Origin of the sequence: Saccharothrix longispora (genome assembly GCF_030852425.1) — a bacterium.
Classification (GTDB): Bacteria; Actinomycetota; Actinomycetes; order Mycobacteriales; family Pseudonocardiaceae; genus Actinosynnema; species Actinosynnema longispora.
This window is the reverse complement of record NZ_NSDM01000026.1, coordinates 1-18,337: the sequence shown is the minus strand read 5'-3', so window position 1 is coordinate 18,337 and position 18,337 is coordinate 1. Positions and strand designations below refer to the sequence as shown.

Genomic DNA, 18,337 nt, shown 5'->3' with positions numbered 1-18,337 from the left:
GCGACTCCACCGAGAACGGCCGCGAGGTGGCACCGCTCCCCCACCCCGCCGAGGACGTCGACCGACCGGGTGCGCTCCACCGGTCGAGCGGAGCACGTCCGCCCTCCCACCCGGAGAACCCCATGACCGCAGATCCCCGCGTTCCCGTCACCGTCCTGTCCGGCTTCCTCGGCGCGGGCAAGACCACCCTGCTCAACCACGTGCTGGCCAACCGCGAGGGACGCCGGGTCGCCCTGGTCGTCAACGACATGAGCGAGGTCAACATCGACGCCTCGCTGGTGTCGGGCAGGGGTGGCGAGCGCCTGGTGGAGCTGACCAACGGCTGCATCTGCTGCACCCTGCGCGAAGACCTGCTCGAGAGCGTCGGCGCGCTCGCCCGGGAGGGCCGCTTCGACACCATCCTCATCGAGTCCACCGGCATCTCCGAGCCGATGCCGGTCGCGGCGACGTTCGAGTGGACCTTCGAGGACGGCACCAGCCTGTCCGACCACGCGCGTCTCGACACCATGGTCACCGTGGTCGACGCCTCGACCTTCATGGTGGAACTCGAACGCGGCGACCGGCTCGACGAGCGCGGCATCTCCGCCGGCGAAGGCGATGAGCGCGGCATCTCCGACCTGCTGGTCGACCAGGTCGAGTTCGCCGACGTGCTGGTGCTCAACAAGACCGACCTCGCCACGCCCGACCGGCTCGCCACCGTGGAGGCACTGCTGCGCGAGCTCAACCCGAACGCCCGGCTGGTCCGCTCCCACCGCGGCGTGGTCGACCTGGCCGACGTGCTCGACACCGGTCGCTACGACCCGGTCACCGCCGCCACGTCACCGGGCTGGGCCGAGGAGCTGGCCGGGTCGCACACCCCGGAGACCGAGGAGTACGGCATCCGCTCGGCCACCTACCGGGCCGACCGGCCCTTCCACCCCGCCCGGCTCGCCGCCGCGCTGGAGGACTGGCACGGCGTGGTGCGCAGCAAGGGCTTCTGCCACATCGCCAGCCGCCCGCACACCCTCGCCGTGTGGTCCCAGGCCGGGCCGAACCTGACCATCGAGCCGGGTGAGCTGCTCGACGGCCACACCGCGCGCCAGGAGCTGGTGTTCATCGGCGTGGGCCTCGACCGCGACGAACCCCGTCGCCGCCTCGACCCCGCCCTGCTCACCGACGACGAGCTGGCCGGCGGCCCGACGGCGTGGCGGCGGTTCGACGACCCGCTGCCCGCCTGGGACGACCTCGACGCGCACGACCACGAGCACCACTTCCCCCTGCCGCGGCACACCGCGCAGCTCTGACCGGACGACACCGGGGACCAGGACGGCGACGATGACCACGACCGCTCCACGTGACGGCACCGGAACATCCACACGGGAACCGGGGGCGGCCGAGGCGGTCTTCCTGGCCGCCCACTCGTCCCTCCTGGCACCGCTGCGCGTCCGCCCGGGCGACGTCGTCGCGGATGTCGGGCCGGGCGCGGGCGCGGTCACCGTCGCGCGCGGTCGGGGACACCGGCCGGGTCTACGCCGTGGACAACGACCCGGCCGTGCTCGACGCGGTGCTCCGCTCGGCGCGGGAAGCAGGCGTGCGGGACCGCGTTCGGCCGGTCCTGCACGACCTGGACGACGGTCCGCCCCTGTTGGAGGAGGCGGTGCGCGCGGTGTGGTCGGCCGCCTGCGTGCACCACACGAGGGGACCGGGGCGCGGCGGTGGCGGGCCTCGCCGGCCTGCTGCGCCCGGGCGGCACCCTCTGCCTCGTCGAGGGCGGGCTGCCCGCGCGGTGCCTGTCCTGGGACGTGGGCGTCGGGCGCCCCGGGTTGGAGGTGCGCCTCGACGAGGCGCACAACCGCTGGTTCACCGCCTGGTCCGAGGCCCGACCCGGTCGGGTGCGCCGGACCGGGGGCTGGCCCGACCTGCTGACGGACGCCGGACCGACCGGCGTCACCAGCCGCAGCGCACTGGTCGACGTGCCCGCACCACTGCCCGGGAACGTGCGCGACGTGGTCCTGGGGGAACTCGCCGCCAGGGTCGACCGGGCCCGCCCGCACCCGGGACCGACCGGCGGCCCGGCGACGTGAGGACGGCCGCACCGCGGGACAGCCGTCCGGCGGCCCGGCGGGCGGGACCGCGACCGCGGGTCAGTGCTCGTCGTAGTGCTCACCGTGGACGGCGTGGCGGTGGCCGTCGTGCAGGTAGTCGACGTGGTCGCGGTGCGGGACCGCGACGTGGCCGCACCCCTCGCCGTGCGCGTGGTCGTGGTCGTCGTGGGCGCCGTGGTCGGCCGGCTCGCACTCGTCGAAGTGCCCGTCGTGCCCCCGGTGGAGGTGGCCGTCGTGCACGTAGTCGACGTGGCCCTCGTGCGGCAGGGCCACGTGGCCGCAGCCCTCGCCGTGCACGTGGTCGTGGTCGGTGTGCTCCAGGTGTGCGGTGGTCATGGGGTTCCGCCTTTCGGTACCGCCGGGGCGTCAAAAGCGCCCGAACGTCTCAGTGCTCGTGACCGAGCGCAACAACACATTAGGTCATGCGCATGTATGCCGCATGTCGCACGCTCACCCGAATGCCGGCACCACCCTCGACCAGTCGCCATTGTATTGATAATGGTTTTCATTTACAGTGCCCGCATGGGTACCTCCGTCGTTCTCGTCACCGGGTCGGAAGAGCACGTCGTGGCGGAGGAGGTGTGGCACGCGCTGCCGGGCGCGGTACTGGTCCGCCACGACCTGCGCCGGTTGTCCGACGGCGTCGTGCGCCGCTGGGTCGACGGCCTGTTGACCGAGTTGCACCTGGAGCACGGCTGCGTGTCGTGCACGATGCGTCACGACCTGCTGCCGCTGCTGCGGAGCCTGGACGGACCGGTGGTGGTGCACCTGGACCCGGCACTGGAACCCGAGGCGGTGTGCCTCGCGCTGACGGACGAGCCGATCCGCGTCACCGCCGTCGTGACCGTCGTCGACCGGGCCACGTGGCTGTCCGACGCGACCGGCGGCGAACTCCTCGCCGACCGCGGCCTGGGCGCCGCCCCCGGTGACGACCGCACCGTGGCGCAACTGGTCGTGGGCCAGGCCGAGTTCGCCGACGCGCTGGTGCTCACCGGACCGGAGGACGAGCGGGTCACCGCGGTCCTCGACCGGCTCAACCCGACCGCCGCGCGGCAGGAACTGGCCCACCTGGACGTCCCGGCACTGCTGGCCGCCATCCCCGCCGACTCGCGACGGGGCGAGGTGGACGACACCTTCGGTCCCGTGCTCCACGGCGAACCGCCCCGCGAACCGGCCCACGGGGTCCACCTCGTGCACTTCACCGCCCGACGCGCCTTCCACCCCGCGCGCCTGGAGCGGGTCCTCGTCGCACTCTGCCGCGGCGCCGTCCGCATCCGGGGCCGGGTCCGGTTGGCGAGCCGCCACGACACCGCCCTGTGGCTGGAAGCGGCGGGCAGGTCGCTGCGGATCGGGGAAGCGGGCCCGTGGCCGGCCGCGGTGGACGACCGGCCGCGGACCACCGCGACGGGCTGGGACCCGCGCACGGGCGACCGCGCCCAGGAACTGGTGGTCGTCTCGCACCGCTCCTCGCCCGAGGTGGTCGCCTCCGCCCTGCGGGAAGCGCTGCTCACCGACGAGGAGTGCGCACTGGCGGCCGAACTGCGGTTCGCCGACCCCTTCCCCGGATCGCGCGAACAGCTCACCTGAACACCGCGGCGGAACGACCTCCAGTCCAGCGCCGACTCGGGCGAGGAGGTCCGCCCCCGGAAGTCGTGTCGTCGACCGCCGAGGCGCTCGGCCATCTCCTCCGGCGTCACGCCGCACGAAGGCCACACCACCACAGGCCACCCTCAACCGACCTGGCGAAGCCCCACCAAGGTCGCGCCATGGTGACCGAGGACGTGCTCGCGTGGCTCCTCGACTCCGACCCGGCGCTGCGCCGGCAGGTCGAGCGCGACCTCGCGGGTGAACCGCCCGAGGTCTGGGAGGCGACCCGGGCCCTGGTCGCGACCGAGGGCTTCGGCGCGCGACTGCTCGCCCTCCAGGACCCCGACGGCCGGTGGGCCGGCGGCGCGTACTTCCCCGCGGGCTTCGAGTTCGGTGCGGCGGAGACCGAGGGGCAGCCCTGGACCGCGACGACGTGGTCGCTGAACTCGCTGCGCGAGTGGGGTCTGGACGCAGCGGCCCTGCGCGAGCGCCGCACGGCCGAACTGCTCGCCGAGCACTGCCGCTGGGAGTACGACGACCTCCCGTACTGGGGTGGTGAGGTCGACTGCTGCATCAACGCCTGGACGGTGGGGAACGGCCTGTGGCTCGGCGCCGACGTCACCGGCGTCGTCGACTGGTTCGTCGAGCACCGACTGCCCGACGGCGGCTGGAACCGCGCGTGGGTCGAGGGCTCCAGGCGATCGTCGTTCCACTCGACGCTCAACTCCCTCACGGGGCTGCTCGCCCACGACGCCGCGACCGGGGGCACGGACGCGACGCACGCCGCCCGGCGCGCGGGCGAGGAGTACCTGCTGCGGCGCGGGCTGTTCCGCCGGCTGTCGACGGGCGAACCGGTGGCGCCGTGGGTGGACCGCTTCGCCTACCCGTTCCGCTGGTACTGCAGCGTGCTCAACGCGGCCGAGCACTTCCGCCGGGCCGCCCTCCTCGACGGCACACCGCCGGACCCGCGCATGGCCGCCGCGATCGAGCGGGTCCGGGCCGCCCGGCAGCCCGACGGCACGTGGCTCCAGGCCCGCCGGCACCCCGGGCGGGTGTGGTTCGAGGTCGACGTCCCCGCCGGCGAGCCGTTGATCACCGGCAGCTCCGGCAGCTTGTCACACTCGACGGCTTCGACGGGGGCGTTCTGCGCCCTGGGGATGTGGCCGCATCAGGCTCGACCATGACGAGATCCTCTCCGCCTCGTTCCACACCGTGGCCCAGTCGCGGCTGAAGGTGAAGCCGGTGCTGGCCGACAGGATGGTCGCCGCGCTGCGTGTGGTCGAACAGGACACGACACTGTTGTATGAACTCGGCGACGTCGCTACCTCGACCGTGCAGGCGTCATATCCGAGACCAAGGCGAACCGAATGAGATTGCGCACCTCGGCATGTAAAGTCGCTGGTCAAGAAGTGTCTTCCCCGCGCGAGCGGAGGTGGTCCTCGCGCACCGAGCCGTCGAGGCCGACCAGGTGGGTCTTCCCCGCGCGAGCGGAGGTGGTCCACCAGCTCGCCCTTGGCCTCCGCGGTGCCCTGCGTCTTCCCCGCGCGAGCGGGGGTGGTCCTGGACCGCCGGCAACCGCGGCCGCACCGGCGCCGCGCACGCTCCGCGCGAATGGGATCGGCCGGACGGACCAGCGTGTGGTCGGACAGCGGAATCGCGGCAGGGGAGGACAGCACGGCGAGGCCCCAGGTCGGGGCATCGGATCTTGATCGACTGCTGTCTTACCGGGAGCCTCACCCACCGCGCCCCCACTGCTCAGCCTGCGCCGTGACCTGCGACGTCACGATGAAATGGCTCAAAGATGGTTAGTCCGGAGCGAAGCACCAGGCGTGGGCGTGCCGGGGAGGGGGTGAACCGAAGTTCCCCTCGTAAGCCCATCCCTGTCCCAGCCTGCTCTGCACGAACCACCACGTGGCCCCGAGACTGTTCTCCATCCAGCAGTCCACGTCGACCTCCACCGGCCCGCGGAAGCGAACGGAGCAGTCCGCCCGGGGACCTGAGCGGACGGCCTGCCCATCCGCGATCCACCTCCGGAGGCCGGTGTTGTCGTAGTGGTCGACCGAACCGGTGCAGTCCACCGGGGCCGCGCTCGCCGGGGTGCCACCCCCCAGGGATACCCCCACAGCCATGAGCAGGGCACCGAGTACAGGACCGGCCGATCGGAAACCGAATTTCATCTCTCCCCATCCGTTCGCGTGATGTCCGGATCACGACCCTATACGAATGAATCCAGTATCGGTACCACTGTTTCCGACAAGCGAACAGTGATCTACAGGAGGCACTGAAGCGAAGTCATGGCACAGGCAGTTCGGCCACCGGGTGGGCGTAACTGTTCCTTCGAAGAAACCGACACGACCCGTTTCGGGCCTACGGCGACCTTCAGCGCATCGACCGGAGCAATAACGTCACCCGGTTGGCGGAATGGATACTCCGAGGGTGAGCCTCGCCTCCGGATGTTGGACACCGGGCACACTTGGCCCCTGGTGGTCCCAGGGGCCTGTTCAGATGGTGGTGAAGTAGTACCCGTCGGAGTTCCGGGCTGAGGCGGTCGCGCTTTACCCGTCCGATTGGCGTGACGATCAAGTCTGTGGCCGATGACCTGGGTGTCAACCATGAGACGCTGCGCAACTGGACCCGGCTCGGCGACGTGCAGCGCCCCCGACTGGCCGGACTGCCGCTATGCCACCGACACCGACACCGACACCGACACCGCACTATTACGGCCGATATGATCACCGGGTGGACGTTCCGAGACGCGGCACTTGCTCTACTTGTCGGCTTGGAAACGAGGCCGAACTCGCAACCGCCCCATCCACAGATCACACCACATTGTCGACTTCTACACCCCGCAGGGCCGCAGCCACCCGGGCCGGATGCGTAGGCGACATGTGGATCAGGTCGGCCTTGTGAACCTCCCCGGCAAGATCGCTTCAAGGACCGACCTCTCGCCGGACGTGGTCGACTCAGGATACTGCTTTTGGTCCTTGTTCACACGGTCGCAATCACTTTGGGTGGTAGTTTACCGACATCCGCCCAGAGGGGAACGCCGTGAAACTCACCAGGTCGGTCACCGCCGTGATCGCCGCCCTGACCGTACTGACGGTCGGGGCACCAGCCTCTGCCGAGTCGGGCACGGTGGCGCTCGACACGATCTCCATCGGTACCCACAACACCTTCCGCGGCGCGGCGAGCTTCGAGCCCTTCGCCGGCGTCATCGGGTGGCAGGAGGTGAACGAGCCGGAAGACCGCACCAAGCTCAACAACCGGTTGGGCGCCGAGTACGACACGTTCTTCCCTGCGGCCGAGCCGGCCAAAGCGGTGCCCATCTCCTGGCGGGTGGAAAGGTTCCAGTTGGCGAACTCGGGCAGCATCCTCACCCATGGAGGGGAGGCGGGGGTGACCCCGGCGCGCTACGTGAACTGGGTCATCCTGGAACTGCGTGGCACGGACAAGCGCTTCATCGTGGTGAACACGCACTTCATCTCCGGCGCATGGGGCGCTCACCCGGAACGCCAGGCCCGGTGGAACCGGCACTACGAGGTCCTGCGCGACAAGGTGGCGGAGATGCGGCAGAACCACCCGGCAACGCCGATCTTCGTGGTCGGCGACTTCAACCGGCACCGGGCGATGGGCATGCCGGCGCCGATCAGGTACGTGCCGTTGGTGGGCGGCGGCGAAGTGCCCCTCGACCACGTGTACGCGCCGTCGAACATCTCGCACACGCAGGTTCACCGCCAGCCCCGGTGGGGTTCCGACCACCACGCCTACCTGGTGTACGCCACCTTCTGATCCGATCGGGGCAGAGCCCCCGGGACTGTCCGGTTCGCACGATCCGAGCGCGTGCGAACCGGACAGTCCGAACAGGGCACTGCAACGGGTGCTACGGCAGCCGCACCTCGAAGTCGACGTCGGCGCCACTGCCGGTGATGAACAGCTTGCCCGTGCGGCTCTTGCGGCCACCTTCCTCGGACAGGTAGTTCCAGGTCACCCATGGCTGCCCGTCCCGCGCCCGGTAGACGTCCATCGCACCGGGACCGCGCTTGTTGCCCGGCAAGCCGCGCAGCCGCAGGTCGTCGGGCAGGTGGTCTTCCGGCCCGGCGTAGGAGAACCACGCCCTACGGGGACCTGGCACCTGCGAGCACAGCCCGTCGTCGATGCGCGGACCGCAGTAGGCGATACCGGTGGCGTAGTAGTTGGTCCGCCAGTTGTTGCCGGAGTAGAACACGTACCAGGCGTTGTTGCGGTGGAAGAGGCTGGGGTTCTCGATCACCGTCACGCCGGCGCCCTCGCGGTACTTGGCCCAGGCGAGGTTGTCGCTACGCAGGATGACCACCGGCTCGGTGGCACGGTCAACGGTGCCGTCGTTGTTGAACGACAGCATCATCACCGACAACGCCGACTCCCCGCCCTCCGCTCGCTGGCCGTCGCGCCAGGTCATCCAGATCGCGCCTTCCGGCCCGCGGACGACGTCGGCGTCGATCGCCCACCTGTTGGTCAGCGGGCACACGATCGGCGTGGCCTCGGCGCGAAAGCCGGAAAAAGGACTGGTGGAGGAGGCCACGCCCACGCAGTGCTGGTCCTCGCCACCCTTCTTGGTGGCGGTGTAGAACAGGTAGTAGCGACCAACGCCGTTCTTGACGTGGTAGAACGCGGCCGGGGCCCACAAACCCCTGGTGTCGTCCACCCACGCCCCGCCGCCATTGGGCATCGAGTCACCGGTGATGACCGGTGAGGTGCCCACGTGGTTGCCCGCCCCATGCACCGAGTAGGGCATCCCGCGACCATGCTGACTGGCGCCGTAAGTGATGTACTTGTCGGACCCGTCGTGCAGGGCGATGGTGTCCGCGCCAGGGAACCGGAAGTCCTGCGACTCATCCGCCGGATCGGCGGCGACGATGCGCTCGGTCGGGCGAACCGGTTGTCCGGCAGCGATCCCGCCGGGAGTAACACCGAGTACCAGACAGACCCCTGCGGCGATGCCGGTGGATCGGCGGAGCGCTCGAGCTAAACCATTGACCACAGCTGACCTCCTGAGAGCCGCCCCACGAAGGAAAGGCCGGTCGGAACAGCGCGACTGGGACACGCCGCATGGTGCCAACCAACCATCACGCCCGACATCCGGTTAGGCATTGACGGCACGGTGGGATGCTAGGCCGAGCGCCCGCCCCGTACGAGCACTTCGCTGCACGCAGACCCGAATGCCGTGGTACCCACTGATGCTCCTGCACCACCCGAACGTCATCGCCGCCGGCAGAGGAGGCGCGGACTCCGCTTGAGAGCACGGCCGGGTGATCGTGTCCCCGGCTGCACAAGGCGACCCGAGAGCTCCTCCACACCCAGGCCGCCGGCATGTCGGCCTGCGACCACGAACACGGCGCACGGGCTGCGGGCTTGTTGACCTGTGACTTCTTCCACGTCGACTGCGCCGTCACCCTCAAACGCGTCCACGTTTCTTCGTGGTGGAGGTCGCCACACGCTACGTGTACATCCTCGACACCGCCACGCACCCGGACGGTCCTTGGACAACGCAACAAGCCGGCACCCCGCACCGTCAGGCGAGAAGTCGCCGACCACCTGCCCATCCCCGACGAGCACCACCTGCGAGCGGTACTGCAGCGCTACGCGAACCGCTACAACCACCGTCGACCACACCAAGCCCTGCAACTCGCCCCACCACGACCGGACCGGTCGATCACAGAGCCGACCGGCCCGACACGCGACTGGTGGCGGATCGCGTGCCGACGCGCGTTCGCCGTGCCGGCGGCGCTGGAGCGGTTGGACGCCGAGGCGTCGAACCTCATCGCGGGACGGCGCACGCGGCCGAACACGGTCCGCCCCGTCACGTGTGGCCGTTGGCCGACGCGCTGCGGGCGTACTTCCGGTTTCACGGGCATGGTCCGGACCGGCTCTCGGCGGCTACTGCCGGGTTGAATGCGACCACCGGTGTCCCAATTTCACAAATGTGATCGACACCCGTCGGTTCTGTTCACGAGTATGACCGCCCGCGTTGACCCCGCAGCCGGTGGACGATCGGTTCGACCGCCTTCGACCTGCGCGTTCGACCGTATTCGACACCTACCCGACCTCAGCCGCCGCCGAAACCGTTATTGACCGGCCACTTCCGGGCCATCTAACATTCGCCGGGAAGGCGATTTCCACAACGACGTGAAGAAGCACCCCGGACACGCGGCATCGGCCATCGCGTGCCGGTGGATTCCTTGCCGGCGGGTTCCGCCCAGCGCGAATAGTCTCCCCCGCCAGTTCCGGCGTCCGGGTAAGCCAGAAGCGGAGTAGTCGATGAATGTTCAACCTCCCACCACGCGTGCCGCAAGGCCCCACCGCGCGCGATGGCGCGCGGGCGCGGCAGCGGCGGCGGGCGTCACGGCGTTGGCCGCCACGCTCGTCGCCTGGCCGATCACAACCGCTTCGGCGGCGATCGGCGCGGGCACGTACACGGTGAAGAACGCGGGCACCGGGCACTGCCTCGACGTTCCCAACGGGACCACGACCGCGGGCGTTCAGCTCCAGCAGGCGTCGTGCGGCACCACGAGCAGCCAGCAGTGGAAGTTCACGGCGGTCAGCGGCGGGTACCGGATCAGCTCGGTCGCCACGGGCCTGTGCGTCGGCGTGCAGGACGCGTCCACGTCGGCGGGCAAGGCGATCCAGCAGGTCGCGTGCACCGGCGGCCCTGGCCAGACCTGGACGGTGACCGCGAGCGGCAGCAACTACCGCCTGGTCGACACCAACAGCACCAAGTGCATGAACGTCAAGGACAGCTCGACCGCCGTCGGCGCCGGGGTGCAGATCAACTCCTGCGACAGCGTGGCCACCAAGCAGTGGACGTTGACCCCGGTGAGCGGTGTGCCGACCTCGACCACGACGTCCACGACCACCACGACGTCCACCAGCACGACGACGTCGACCACGACCACCACGACGTCGAACCCGCCCACGGGCACCGCGACCGGTTACGCGTCCCAGAACGGCGGGACCACCGGCGGTCAGGGCGGGGCGAAGGTCCGGGCCACCACGGGAACCCAGATCCACCAGGCCCTGTGCGGCCGGGCCAGCAGCAGCACGCCGGTCGTCATCGAGGTCGAGGGCACCATCAACCACGGCAACACCGCCAAGGTCTCGGGTAACAGCTGTTCGACCGCCGCCGGTGTGATCGAGCTCAAGCAGATCAGCAACGTCACGATCATCGGTGTCGGCGGCGGCGCCGTGTTCGACCAGCTGGGCATCCACATCCGCGACTCGCGCAACATCATCATCCGGAACGTGACCATCCGGAACGTCAAGAAGTCGGGTTCCCCCACGTCCAACGGCGGAGACGCCATCGGCATGGAGAGCAGCGTCCGCAACGTCTGGGTCGACCACGTCACCCTGCTGGCGTCGGGCGGGGAGTCGGAGGGCTACGACGGCCTGTTCGACATGAAGGACGACACCCAGTACGTGACGCTGTCCTACAGCACCCTGCGCAACTCCGGCCGCGGAGGGCTGGTCGGGTCCAGCGAGAGCGACCGCTCCAACGGGTTCGTCACCTACCACCACAACCTCTACGAGAACATCGACTCCCGCACGCCCCTGCTGCGCGGCGGCATCGGCCACATGTACAACAACCACTACGTCAGCCTCAACGAGTCCGGCATCAACTCCCGCGCCGGCGCCAAGGCCAAGGTGGACAACAACTACTTCAAGAACTCCAAGGACGTCCTCGGCACCTTCTACACCAGCGAGGCCGGGTACTGGCAGGTCAGCGGCAACATCTTCGACAACGTGACCTGGTCCGCCCCCGGCAGCGACACCAACCCCGCCGGCCCCGACGTCAGATCCACCACCACGGTCAGCATCCCCTACAGCTACACGCTCGACCGGACCGAGTGCGTGCCCGGCATCGTGAGCCGCACGGCGGGCGCCGACACCGGCCTGAAGGAGTCGGACGGCACCTGCTAGCAGGCAGGCGACGGCGGCTGCCGGCCGGCACGGCCCGGCAGCCGCCGTCGTTCGATGCGTGGGTACCGAGGGCGCAGCGCCGGCTGACCCCGGAAACGCAGGCGGAGCAGGTTCCGCTAATTCCACGCATCAGTGGCCACAAGCGATCGTTCGGGGGCTACGGAGCGGCTGGGCGGACTCCTCGACGAGCACCACCGCGCCGCCTGACCCGCACGGACGACATTCGGCGAGCACAGGGTCAGCCGACTGGACGGCGAGACCCGCTCGGCAAGTCGGTGCTCGGCCTCGCGGAGCCCTCGAGGCGGCGCTCGTGCCTTCCCCCGCGCGAGCGGAGGTCGTCCCTCGAACGCCGAGTGACCGAGGTGCTCGCCGACCTTTCCGTGCGGCGGGCCTCGCCGACCTCGAACGGCGCGCCCGCTTGCCGTGCTCCGGTCGCCGGTCGACTCACACGTCCGTGTGTCGCCGTGGGCACGTGTTCCGACGTCCCGTATCCGGCAGCAGAGCGCCTGCGTGCACACGGCGTCCGCGTAGTCGCAGACCACCTGTTCCGGCGCTCCCTCCCGCACCGCGGCGAGGAACCTCTCGTCGGCGATCAGGAGCGGGTCGCGGCCGATCGGGCGCGGGGGCCTGCGGCCACCCCACCTCGGTGTAGGGCCGGTTGTGGTCCCACTTGACGAAGTCGACCCGGTGCCCGCTCAGCAACCGGCGGGCTCGGACGAGCACGCCCTCGCGCACGTCCTCGCGCGCGAAGTTGAGCACGAACTGGTGGCGCGACGGCGTGGGTTCGCGGTCGGGCAGGTGCAGCACCCGGTCGGGGTGGGCGCTCGTTCGGCAGACCCGGAGATGCCGACCAGGCTTGAATTCGGACACGATCAACGGTGTGCCGACCCCTAAGGGCGCCGGCCACCCTTAGGGGTCGGGAGGCCGGCAACCTCAGGAGAGAACCGGATGTGGCGGGTGGACGAGCGGCCTAGGGTCCCCGTGTGCCACTCATCGAGACCACCGCGCTGGGAATGCGCTACGACGGCAAGGTGACCGCCCTGGCGGACCTGACGTTGGACATCGAGGCAGGAGTCGTCGGCCTGGTCGGGGTCAACGGCGCGGGGAAGACCACGCTGATCAAACTCGCGCTGGGGCTGCTCACGCCGACCAGCGGGCGAATCCGCGTGCTCGGCCTCGACCCGATCGAGGACGGGGAGCAGGTTCGGGCGAAGGTCGGCTACATGCCCGAGCACGACTGCCTGCCACCCGACATGATCGCCGCGGAGTTCGTCACGCACATGGCGCGGGTCAGCGGCCTGCCCGCCGCGGCGGCACGGGAGCGGGCGTCGGAGACGTTGCGGCACGTGGGGCTCTACGAGGAGCGCTACCGCCGGATCGGGGGGTACTCCACCGGCATGAAGCAGCGGGTCAAACTCGCCCAAGCCCTGGTCCACGACCCCGAACTGCTGCTGCTCGACGAACCCACCAACGGGCTCGACCCGGCGGGCCGGCGGGCGATGCTCGACCTGGTGCACCGCATCGGCACCGAGTTCGGCATCTCGGTGGTGGTCTGCTCCCACCTGCTCGGGGAGATCGAGCGGATCTGCACGTCGCTGATCGCCATCGACGCGGGCACCCTCCTGCGCTCGGCGACGCTGTCCTCGATGACCGAGCACAACGACCTCCTCGTCGTCGAGGTCGACGAGGGCGCCGAGCGGCTGGCCGACGCGCTCACCGCCGGAGGCGTGGACGTGCGCCGTCGGAACCGCGTGCTGACCGTCCGCCTCGGCGAGGACGACGGCGCGGTGTACGACCTCATCCGGGACGCCGTCGCGGACCTCGACCTCCGCCTGCACCGGCTCGAACGCCAGCGGCACCAGGTCGCCGACCTGTTCCGCGACCGTCCGGCCGAGGAGGTGTCCCGTGTCTGAGTCCGGCGTCATCCACGACATCGGCTACCAGCGCTACACCGGTCCGAGGTTCGGCCCCGGCTACTCGGCCCGCGCGCTGTACGCCCACAGCGTCCGCAGCGCCTACGGCCTCGGCCGCAGCCCGTGGGCGAAGGTGCTGCCGCTCGGGCTGGTCGGCCTGGCCGGTCTCGCCTCGTTGATCATCGTGGTCATCAGCAGCCAGCTGCCCCAGCCGGTGCTCGACTACGTCGGCGTCGCCTCCACCTTCACCTTCGCCGCGGCGGTGTTCGTCGCCGTGGTCGCGCCCGAACTGGTGTCGGTGGACCTGCGCACGAACCTGCTCCACCTGTACTTGTCCCGCCCACTGGGCCGGTCGAGCTACGCGCTGACCAAGGTCGCCGCGCTGGCCACCGCGACGTTCCTGCTGCTCGCGGCCCCCATGCTGGTCATGTTCATCGGCATGGCCTTCAGCACCGACGACGGCGTCCCGGGGGTGCTGGAGGAGCTGGGCGGGCTGCTCGTCGGTCTCGTCGCCGCGGCCGTGCACGCGACGCTGCTGGCGGCGCTGGGCCTGCCGATCGCGTCGCTGTCGGGACGCCGGGTGTTCGCCACCGGCATGATCATCGGGGTCTTCCTGCTCACCGCCCCGATCTCGGCCGTCCTGCGCGAGTTGGACTCCGGGACGATCGGCCGGCTCGCCGGGCTGCTCGACCCGGCGAGCCTGCTCAACGGCGTGGACCAGTGGTTGTTCGGATCGGACGTCAGCCTCGTCTCGATCGGCTCGTTCGGACCGGTGTACGGCCTGGTCACGGTCGCGCTGACCGCGCTCGGCACGATGGCCGCGGTGTGGCGGTACAAGGGGGTGAGGTCGTGAGCACCGTCGAACTCGCAGGCGTGTCCCGCTGGTACGGCAACGTGGTCGCGGTCAACGACGTGAGCTTGTCGATCGGCCCGGGTCTGACCGGGCTGCTCGGCCCCAACGGCGCGGGCAAGACCACCGTGCTGCACCTGATGGCGGGCCTGCTGGCCCCGTCGCGGGGCGAGGTCGTGATCGGCGGCGAGCCCGCGTGGGCCAACCCCGCCGTGTACCGCGGGCTCGGCCTGGTGACCGAGCGCGAGAGCGTGCCGGGATTCCTCACCGCGTGGGAGTTCGTCCTGGCCAGCGCCAAGCTGCACAAGCTCCCCGACCCGACGGCCGCCGCCCGTGCCGCGCTGGGCGTCGTGGACCTGCGCGACGCGCAGGACCGCCGGATCTCCACCTACTCCAAGGGGATGCGCCAGCGGAGCCGGGTCGCCGCGGCGCTGGTGCACGACCCGGAGGTGCTGCTGCTGGACGAGCCGTTCAACGGCATGGACCCCCGGCAGCGGATGCACATGATGGAACTGCTCGACGGCATGGCCGAGCGGGGGCGGACGATCGTGTTCAGCTCCCACATCCTGGAGGAGGTCGAGCAGCTCTCCGGCACCGTGCAGGTGATCGTGGCGGGCAGGCTCGCCGCCTCCGGCGACTACCGGCACATCCGGCGGTTGATGACCACCCGCCCACACGTGTTCACCATCGCCTCCTCCGACGACCGCCTCCTCGCCACGGCGCTGATGGCCGAGCCGTCGGTCTCCGGGGTGAGCATCTCCGAGACGGGTCTCCAGGTGCACACCAGCGACTACGGCACCTTCACCCGCGCCCTCGCCAAGCTCGGCAGGGCGAGGAACATCCGGCTGACCACCATCCTGCCTTCGGACGAGTCCCTCGAGAAGGTCTTCTCCTACCTGGTGACCACATGAACCCGACGATCATCGGCCTCACGGCCAGGGCCCTCCTCGGCCGCAGGCGCGTGCTGTTGCTGCTCCCCATGCCGGTCGTCCTCATCGGGCTGACACTGCTGGGCGTCACCGGCGAGAACGAGCACGTGACCCGGGCCGAGTGGGGCCCGCAGGTCTTCTCCAACCTCGGCCTCGCGGTGATCCTGCCGTTGACCGCGCTGATCGTCGGCAGCAGCGTGCTCGGCCTGGAGGTCGACGACGGCACCATCACCCACCTGATCACCAAGCCGCTGCCGCGCTCGGAGATCATCCTGTCCAAGCTCCTGGTGGCCTGGTTGGTGACCACGGTGGCCACCGCCCTGCCACTGGCCGTCGCGGCCGTGATCGCGGGCTCCGGCACGCTGGCGGTCGGCCTGGTCGTGGGCGCGGCCCTCGGCGCGTCGGCCTACAGCGCCCTGTTCCTGGCGCTGAGCGTGATGACCAAGCGCCCGGTCGCGGTCGGCCTCGTCTACATCGTGCTGTGGGAGAACCTGCTGGTGTCGTTCGTCGACGGCGCCCGCGTGTTCAGCATCCGCCGGCACGCGACGGCTGTCGCGGACGCCATCGGCGACAGCCCGCTGATCTCCTCGACCATGTCGCTGCCCACCGCGTTGATCATGGCGTCGGTGTTCGTCGTGGTGGGCACGGTCGGCGCCACCCGGCGGCTGCGGTCGTTCGCGCTCACGGGCGAAGCGAACTGACGGGCGAGGCGAACTGACGCCCTTCGCTCCGGGGTCGACGACTCGTTCGGTGGTCGTGACCACGAGTGCGGTCCTGCGGTGCCGAGGCGGTGAAGCCGGGCGCGCGACGGCCCTCCGCGGCCGCGGTCGCGGAGGGCCGATCTGTCGGCGACCGGTCGATTTCACGGGCAACACGGGTCCGATCATCCGTCATGCGGTGCGGAAGAACCGGTCGAAGATCGCACGGGCACGTGGGTCGTGGTTCGTCCGACCCGTCCGCGTCACAGCAAAATGGCGGGGCTGTAGATCTGCGGGATCTCGGTGACGGTGTTGTCGGGCCAGAGGACGGCGGCGATGGCGCCGCTCTCGTACGTCGCCGACACGTGCGGCGACTTGGAGGGGAATGCGTTGGCGAACGCCGCGGAGAACTTGTGGCTGTCGGTGGAGGCGATCAGGGCGCCGTTGCGGTAGAGGCCGACCGCGATGTAGATCTCGGGCATGACGTGGGTGCAGTTCAGGTTGCCGAACGCCTGTTCGCCACCGCCCGAGCCGCCGTACCAGCGGTTGGGGAGGGTGGCGCTCAACGTGCAGGACCAGACGCCCTTGGACACGGTCGCCGTGGTCCGGGCGGAGATGTCCGGGGTGTGCGTGGACAGCGCGGGCTTGCCGAGACCTGTGGCGTCGGTGTCGGCGTGCGCGCCGGGACCGGTTGTCACCAGCGCGGCGGCCGCGATCACGACGGCGACGAGTCGCCACGATCTCGAGCGCGGCTGCCGTTCACGTGTTCTCATGCGCATCCTCGACGTCGGGGGCGGTTGAAGCGGATTTCCGGGTTGCTCAAGCTAGCCGCCGTCCGATCGAATTGTAAATGCGTCCGCCGAGTGACGACCGTTCGGCCCGCGCCCACCGGGAACCGGCACTCCGCCATGCAGCGAAATGGAATACGACGAATACAGGACACGCTGTCCGCACAAATCGTGCGTGAAATATCGCAGGTCCGGGCTGCGCCATTCGGCGCGCGAACCACCGCTCCGCGTCGACGGGCCCCTGTCGATCGCGGTCGCTGCGCGGCACCGACCTCCGGGCGGAGTGCTTGCAGACCGTGCAACTCCCGGCAGAGGGGCGCTTCGACGACGTCCGATCCGCCGGCCGGAGCGGGGACTCCCCCGCCTGGAGGTTCTTCGTGCGCCGAGAGCGGCAACGGGTGACGCCGTTCGAGTGGACGCCGGTCCGGTTCGGTATCAGGCCACGTCCGGCGAAGTCCTCCTGTCGCGCCGCGGGCCCTGCTCCGCGGCGCAGGAGGGAAACGCATGTCCACCAGACGACGGGGAGCGACGGTGCTCGCCCTGTCCGGGTTGCTGGGCGCGGTGGCGTTGACCGGCGCCACCGCCGGCACCGCGTCCGCGGCCGACGAACTGCCCGTGTACGCCGTCCGCTCGGAGGGCCTGACCCCGGAGCAGGCGACGACCCTGCAACAGGCGTTCGGCCTCGGGAGCGTCGAGCACACGCCCGAGGGCGTGGTCACGTTCATCGACGAGGACCGCCACCTGCGCGTCCCCGGCATCGACCGCGGCGCGGGCCGACCCGACGAGAGCGGTCAGGCGACCAGCCAGACCCAGCTCGACCTCGACGCCGTACGCGGGCTGAGGGCCGTCCCCCTCGACGAGGCCGCCAAGCGCGTCACCGAAACCCTGCGCGGTGTCGGCCTGCTGCCCGGGAACGCCACCGCGAGCGCGTCCCACTCGACGCTCGACATCACCGACGCCAACGGCAACGCGCTGGCCGGGGCCCCGCTGGACACCACGGTGACGTTCGACTTCCAACTCGACGGCCTCCCGTTGGAGGGCCCCGGCTCGAAGATCCGCGTCTCCCTGGACGGCGCGGGCGCGGTCACCCAGCTCACCTACTCCACCCGCGTGCTCGCCCGCGCCGGCACGGTGCAGGTCCTGGGCTACGACGAGCGCTACCGGAGGTGCCGCGCCGCCGCGTACCCGCTGCAGCTGGGCTTGGCGGACTACATCTACTGGGCACCGCCCTGGGTCGCTCGCCCCCCGGTCTACGACCGCTTGGAGCCGGTCCTCCGCTGCCGGGTCCTGGACCCGTCGACCGGCTCGTCGTCCGTGTTCCACCTGCCCGGCGTCCTCGGCAGCCCCGCCCCGACGCCGGACCCGGTCGTGCCGCCGCGGAGGGACTCCGCCACCGACGCGAACGCCGGGGTGGGTGCGCAGTGGACCACCCGGGTCGACGTCGGCAGCTCCGGCACCGGGACCTGCCAGTCCCTGTCCGGCGTCCCGGCGGACGTCACCGGCTTCAACACCCGCTTCACCGGCGCGGGCGTCCC

At 70.4% G+C, this 18,337-nt stretch carries 17 protein-coding genes; 13 read left to right on the top strand and 4 right to left on the bottom strand.

The annotated features are described in order from the left end of the window. Positions 1-122 precede the first annotated feature (122 nt). Entirely contained in the window at positions 123-1,283 is a 1,161-nt protein-coding gene (locus CKY47_RS34780) for a GTP-binding protein (protein WP_306750623.1), read from the top strand. 411 nt (positions 1,284-1,694) lie between these two features. Then, positions 1,695-2,063 (top strand): hypothetical protein, encoded by a 369-nt coding sequence (locus tag CKY47_RS34775; protein ID WP_306750622.1) that lies wholly within the window; start codon positions 1,695-1,697, stop codon positions 2,061-2,063. A 60-nt stretch (positions 2,064-2,123) separates the two neighbouring features. Here the strand turns inward: CKY47_RS34775 and CKY47_RS34770 are convergent, their stop codons facing one another. Beyond that, positions 2,124-2,420, bottom strand: coding sequence for a hypothetical protein (locus CKY47_RS34770; protein ID WP_306750621.1), 297 nt, complete (start codon positions 2,418-2,420; stop codon positions 2,124-2,126). Positions 2,421-2,606: 186 nt separating this feature from the next. Here CKY47_RS34770 and CKY47_RS34765 point away from each other — a divergent pair, with 186 nt between their 5' ends. The 4 genes from CKY47_RS34765 (at position 2,607) to CKY47_RS34750 (ending at position 7,460) form a co-directional block, all read left to right on the top strand. Continuing rightward, the gene (locus CKY47_RS34765) at positions 2,607-3,671 is read left to right on the top strand and encodes a CobW family GTP-binding protein (protein ID WP_306750620.1); all 1,065 of its coding nucleotides are present in this window, start codon (positions 2,607-2,609) and stop codon (positions 3,669-3,671) included. Positions 3,672-3,850: 179 nt separating this feature from the next. Beyond that, complete coding sequence (locus CKY47_RS34760; RefSeq protein WP_306750619.1) at positions 3,851-4,855, top strand: squalene cyclase; 1,005 nt, start codon at positions 3,851-3,853, stop codon at positions 4,853-4,855. 28 nt (positions 4,856-4,883) lie between these two features. Further along, entirely contained in the window at positions 4,884-5,042 is a 159-nt protein-coding gene (locus CKY47_RS34755) for a hypothetical protein (protein ID WP_306750618.1), read from the top strand. Positions 5,043-6,746: 1,704 nt separating this feature from the next. Next, positions 6,747-7,460: an endonuclease/exonuclease/phosphatase family protein gene (locus CKY47_RS34750; RefSeq protein ID WP_306750617.1), complete on the top strand. Its 714-nt coding sequence runs from the start codon at positions 6,747-6,749 to the stop codon at positions 7,458-7,460. Between the two features lie 91 nt (positions 7,461-7,551). On the opposite strand, the gene CKY47_RS34745 is transcribed toward CKY47_RS34750, so the two are convergent. Further along, the gene (locus CKY47_RS34745; RefSeq protein WP_306750616.1) at positions 7,552-8,691 is read right to left on the bottom strand and encodes a family 43 glycosylhydrolase; all 1,140 of its coding nucleotides are present in this window, start codon (positions 8,689-8,691) and stop codon (positions 7,552-7,554) included. Positions 8,692-9,020: 329 nt separating this feature from the next. Here CKY47_RS34745 and CKY47_RS34740 point away from each other — a divergent pair, with 329 nt between their 5' ends. Then, positions 9,021-9,602, top strand: a complete 582-nt coding sequence (locus CKY47_RS34740) for an integrase core domain-containing protein (RefSeq protein WP_306750615.1) — start codon at positions 9,021-9,023, stop codon at positions 9,600-9,602. Between the two features lie 456 nt (positions 9,603-10,058). Then, positions 10,059-11,624: a pectate lyase family protein gene (locus CKY47_RS34735; protein ID WP_306750614.1), complete on the top strand. Its 1,566-nt coding sequence runs from the start codon at positions 10,059-10,061 to the stop codon at positions 11,622-11,624. A gap of 444 nt (positions 11,625-12,068) precedes the next feature. Here CKY47_RS34735 and CKY47_RS37135 read toward each other — a convergent pair whose 3' ends face one another. Then, the gene (locus CKY47_RS37135) at positions 12,069-12,494 is read right to left on the bottom strand and encodes an alpha-galactosidase (RefSeq protein ID WP_371320787.1); all 426 of its coding nucleotides are present in this window, start codon (positions 12,492-12,494) and stop codon (positions 12,069-12,071) included. A gap of 113 nt (positions 12,495-12,607) precedes the next feature. On the opposite strand from CKY47_RS37135, the gene CKY47_RS34730 reads away from it, so the two are divergent. Genes CKY47_RS34730 through CKY47_RS34715 form a run of 4 tightly spaced genes read left to right on the top strand, consistent with a single transcriptional unit; the run spans position 12,608 to position 16,017 of the window. Next, positions 12,608-13,537: an ABC transporter ATP-binding protein gene (locus CKY47_RS34730; RefSeq protein ID WP_306750613.1), complete on the top strand. Its 930-nt coding sequence runs from the start codon at positions 12,608-12,610 to the stop codon at positions 13,535-13,537. Beyond that, positions 13,530-14,390 (top strand): hypothetical protein, encoded by an 861-nt coding sequence (locus tag CKY47_RS34725; RefSeq protein WP_306750612.1) that lies wholly within the window; start codon positions 13,530-13,532, stop codon positions 14,388-14,390. The genes CKY47_RS34730 and CKY47_RS34725 overlap by 8 nt, the downstream gene beginning before the upstream one ends. Beyond that, a complete protein-coding gene (locus CKY47_RS34720) occupies positions 14,387-15,298 on the top strand; it encodes an ABC transporter ATP-binding protein (RefSeq protein WP_306750611.1) in 912 nt (303 codons plus the stop codon). Before CKY47_RS34725 ends, CKY47_RS34720 begins: the two co-directional genes overlap by 4 nt. After that, positions 15,295-16,017: an ABC transporter permease gene (locus CKY47_RS34715; RefSeq protein ID WP_306750610.1), complete on the top strand. Its 723-nt coding sequence runs from the start codon at positions 15,295-15,297 to the stop codon at positions 16,015-16,017. Before CKY47_RS34720 ends, CKY47_RS34715 begins: the two co-directional genes overlap by 4 nt. Positions 16,018-16,277: 260 nt before the next feature. On the opposite strand, the gene CKY47_RS34710 is transcribed toward CKY47_RS34715, so the two are convergent. Then, positions 16,278-16,787, bottom strand: coding sequence for a hypothetical protein (locus tag CKY47_RS34710; RefSeq protein ID WP_306750609.1), 510 nt, complete (start codon positions 16,785-16,787; stop codon positions 16,278-16,280). Positions 16,788-17,306: 519 nt separating this feature from the next. Between CKY47_RS34710 and CKY47_RS34705 the strand changes: the two genes are divergently transcribed. Beyond that, a partial coding sequence (locus CKY47_RS34705; protein WP_306750607.1) for a hypothetical protein occupies positions 17,307-18,337 on the top strand: 1,031 nt, incomplete at its 3' end.

Bases quoted from the DNA above. Each gene is read 5' to 3' on its own strand.
- CKY47_RS34780 (WP_306750623.1), top strand. From the start codon at position 123: ATGACCGCAGATCCCCGCGTTCCCGTCACCGTCCTGTCCGGCTTCCTC.
- CKY47_RS34770 (WP_306750621.1), bottom strand. From the start codon at position 2,420: ATGACCACCGCACACCTGGAGCACACCGACCACGACCACGTGCACGGC.
- CKY47_RS34765 (WP_306750620.1), top strand. From the start codon at position 2,607: ATGGGTACCTCCGTCGTTCTCGTCACCGGGTCGGAAGAGCACGTCGTG.
- CKY47_RS34760 (WP_306750619.1), top strand. From the start codon at position 3,851: ATGGTGACCGAGGACGTGCTCGCGTGGCTCCTCGACTCCGACCCGGCG.
- CKY47_RS34740 (WP_306750615.1), top strand. From the start codon at position 9,021: ATGTCGGCCTGCGACCACGAACACGGCGCACGGGCTGCGGGCTTGTTG.
- CKY47_RS34715 (WP_306750610.1), top strand. From the start codon at position 15,295: ATGAACCCGACGATCATCGGCCTCACGGCCAGGGCCCTCCTCGGCCGC.
- CKY47_RS34710 (WP_306750609.1), bottom strand. From the start codon at position 16,787: ATGAGAACACGTGAACGGCAGCCGCGCTCGAGATCGTGGCGACTCGTC.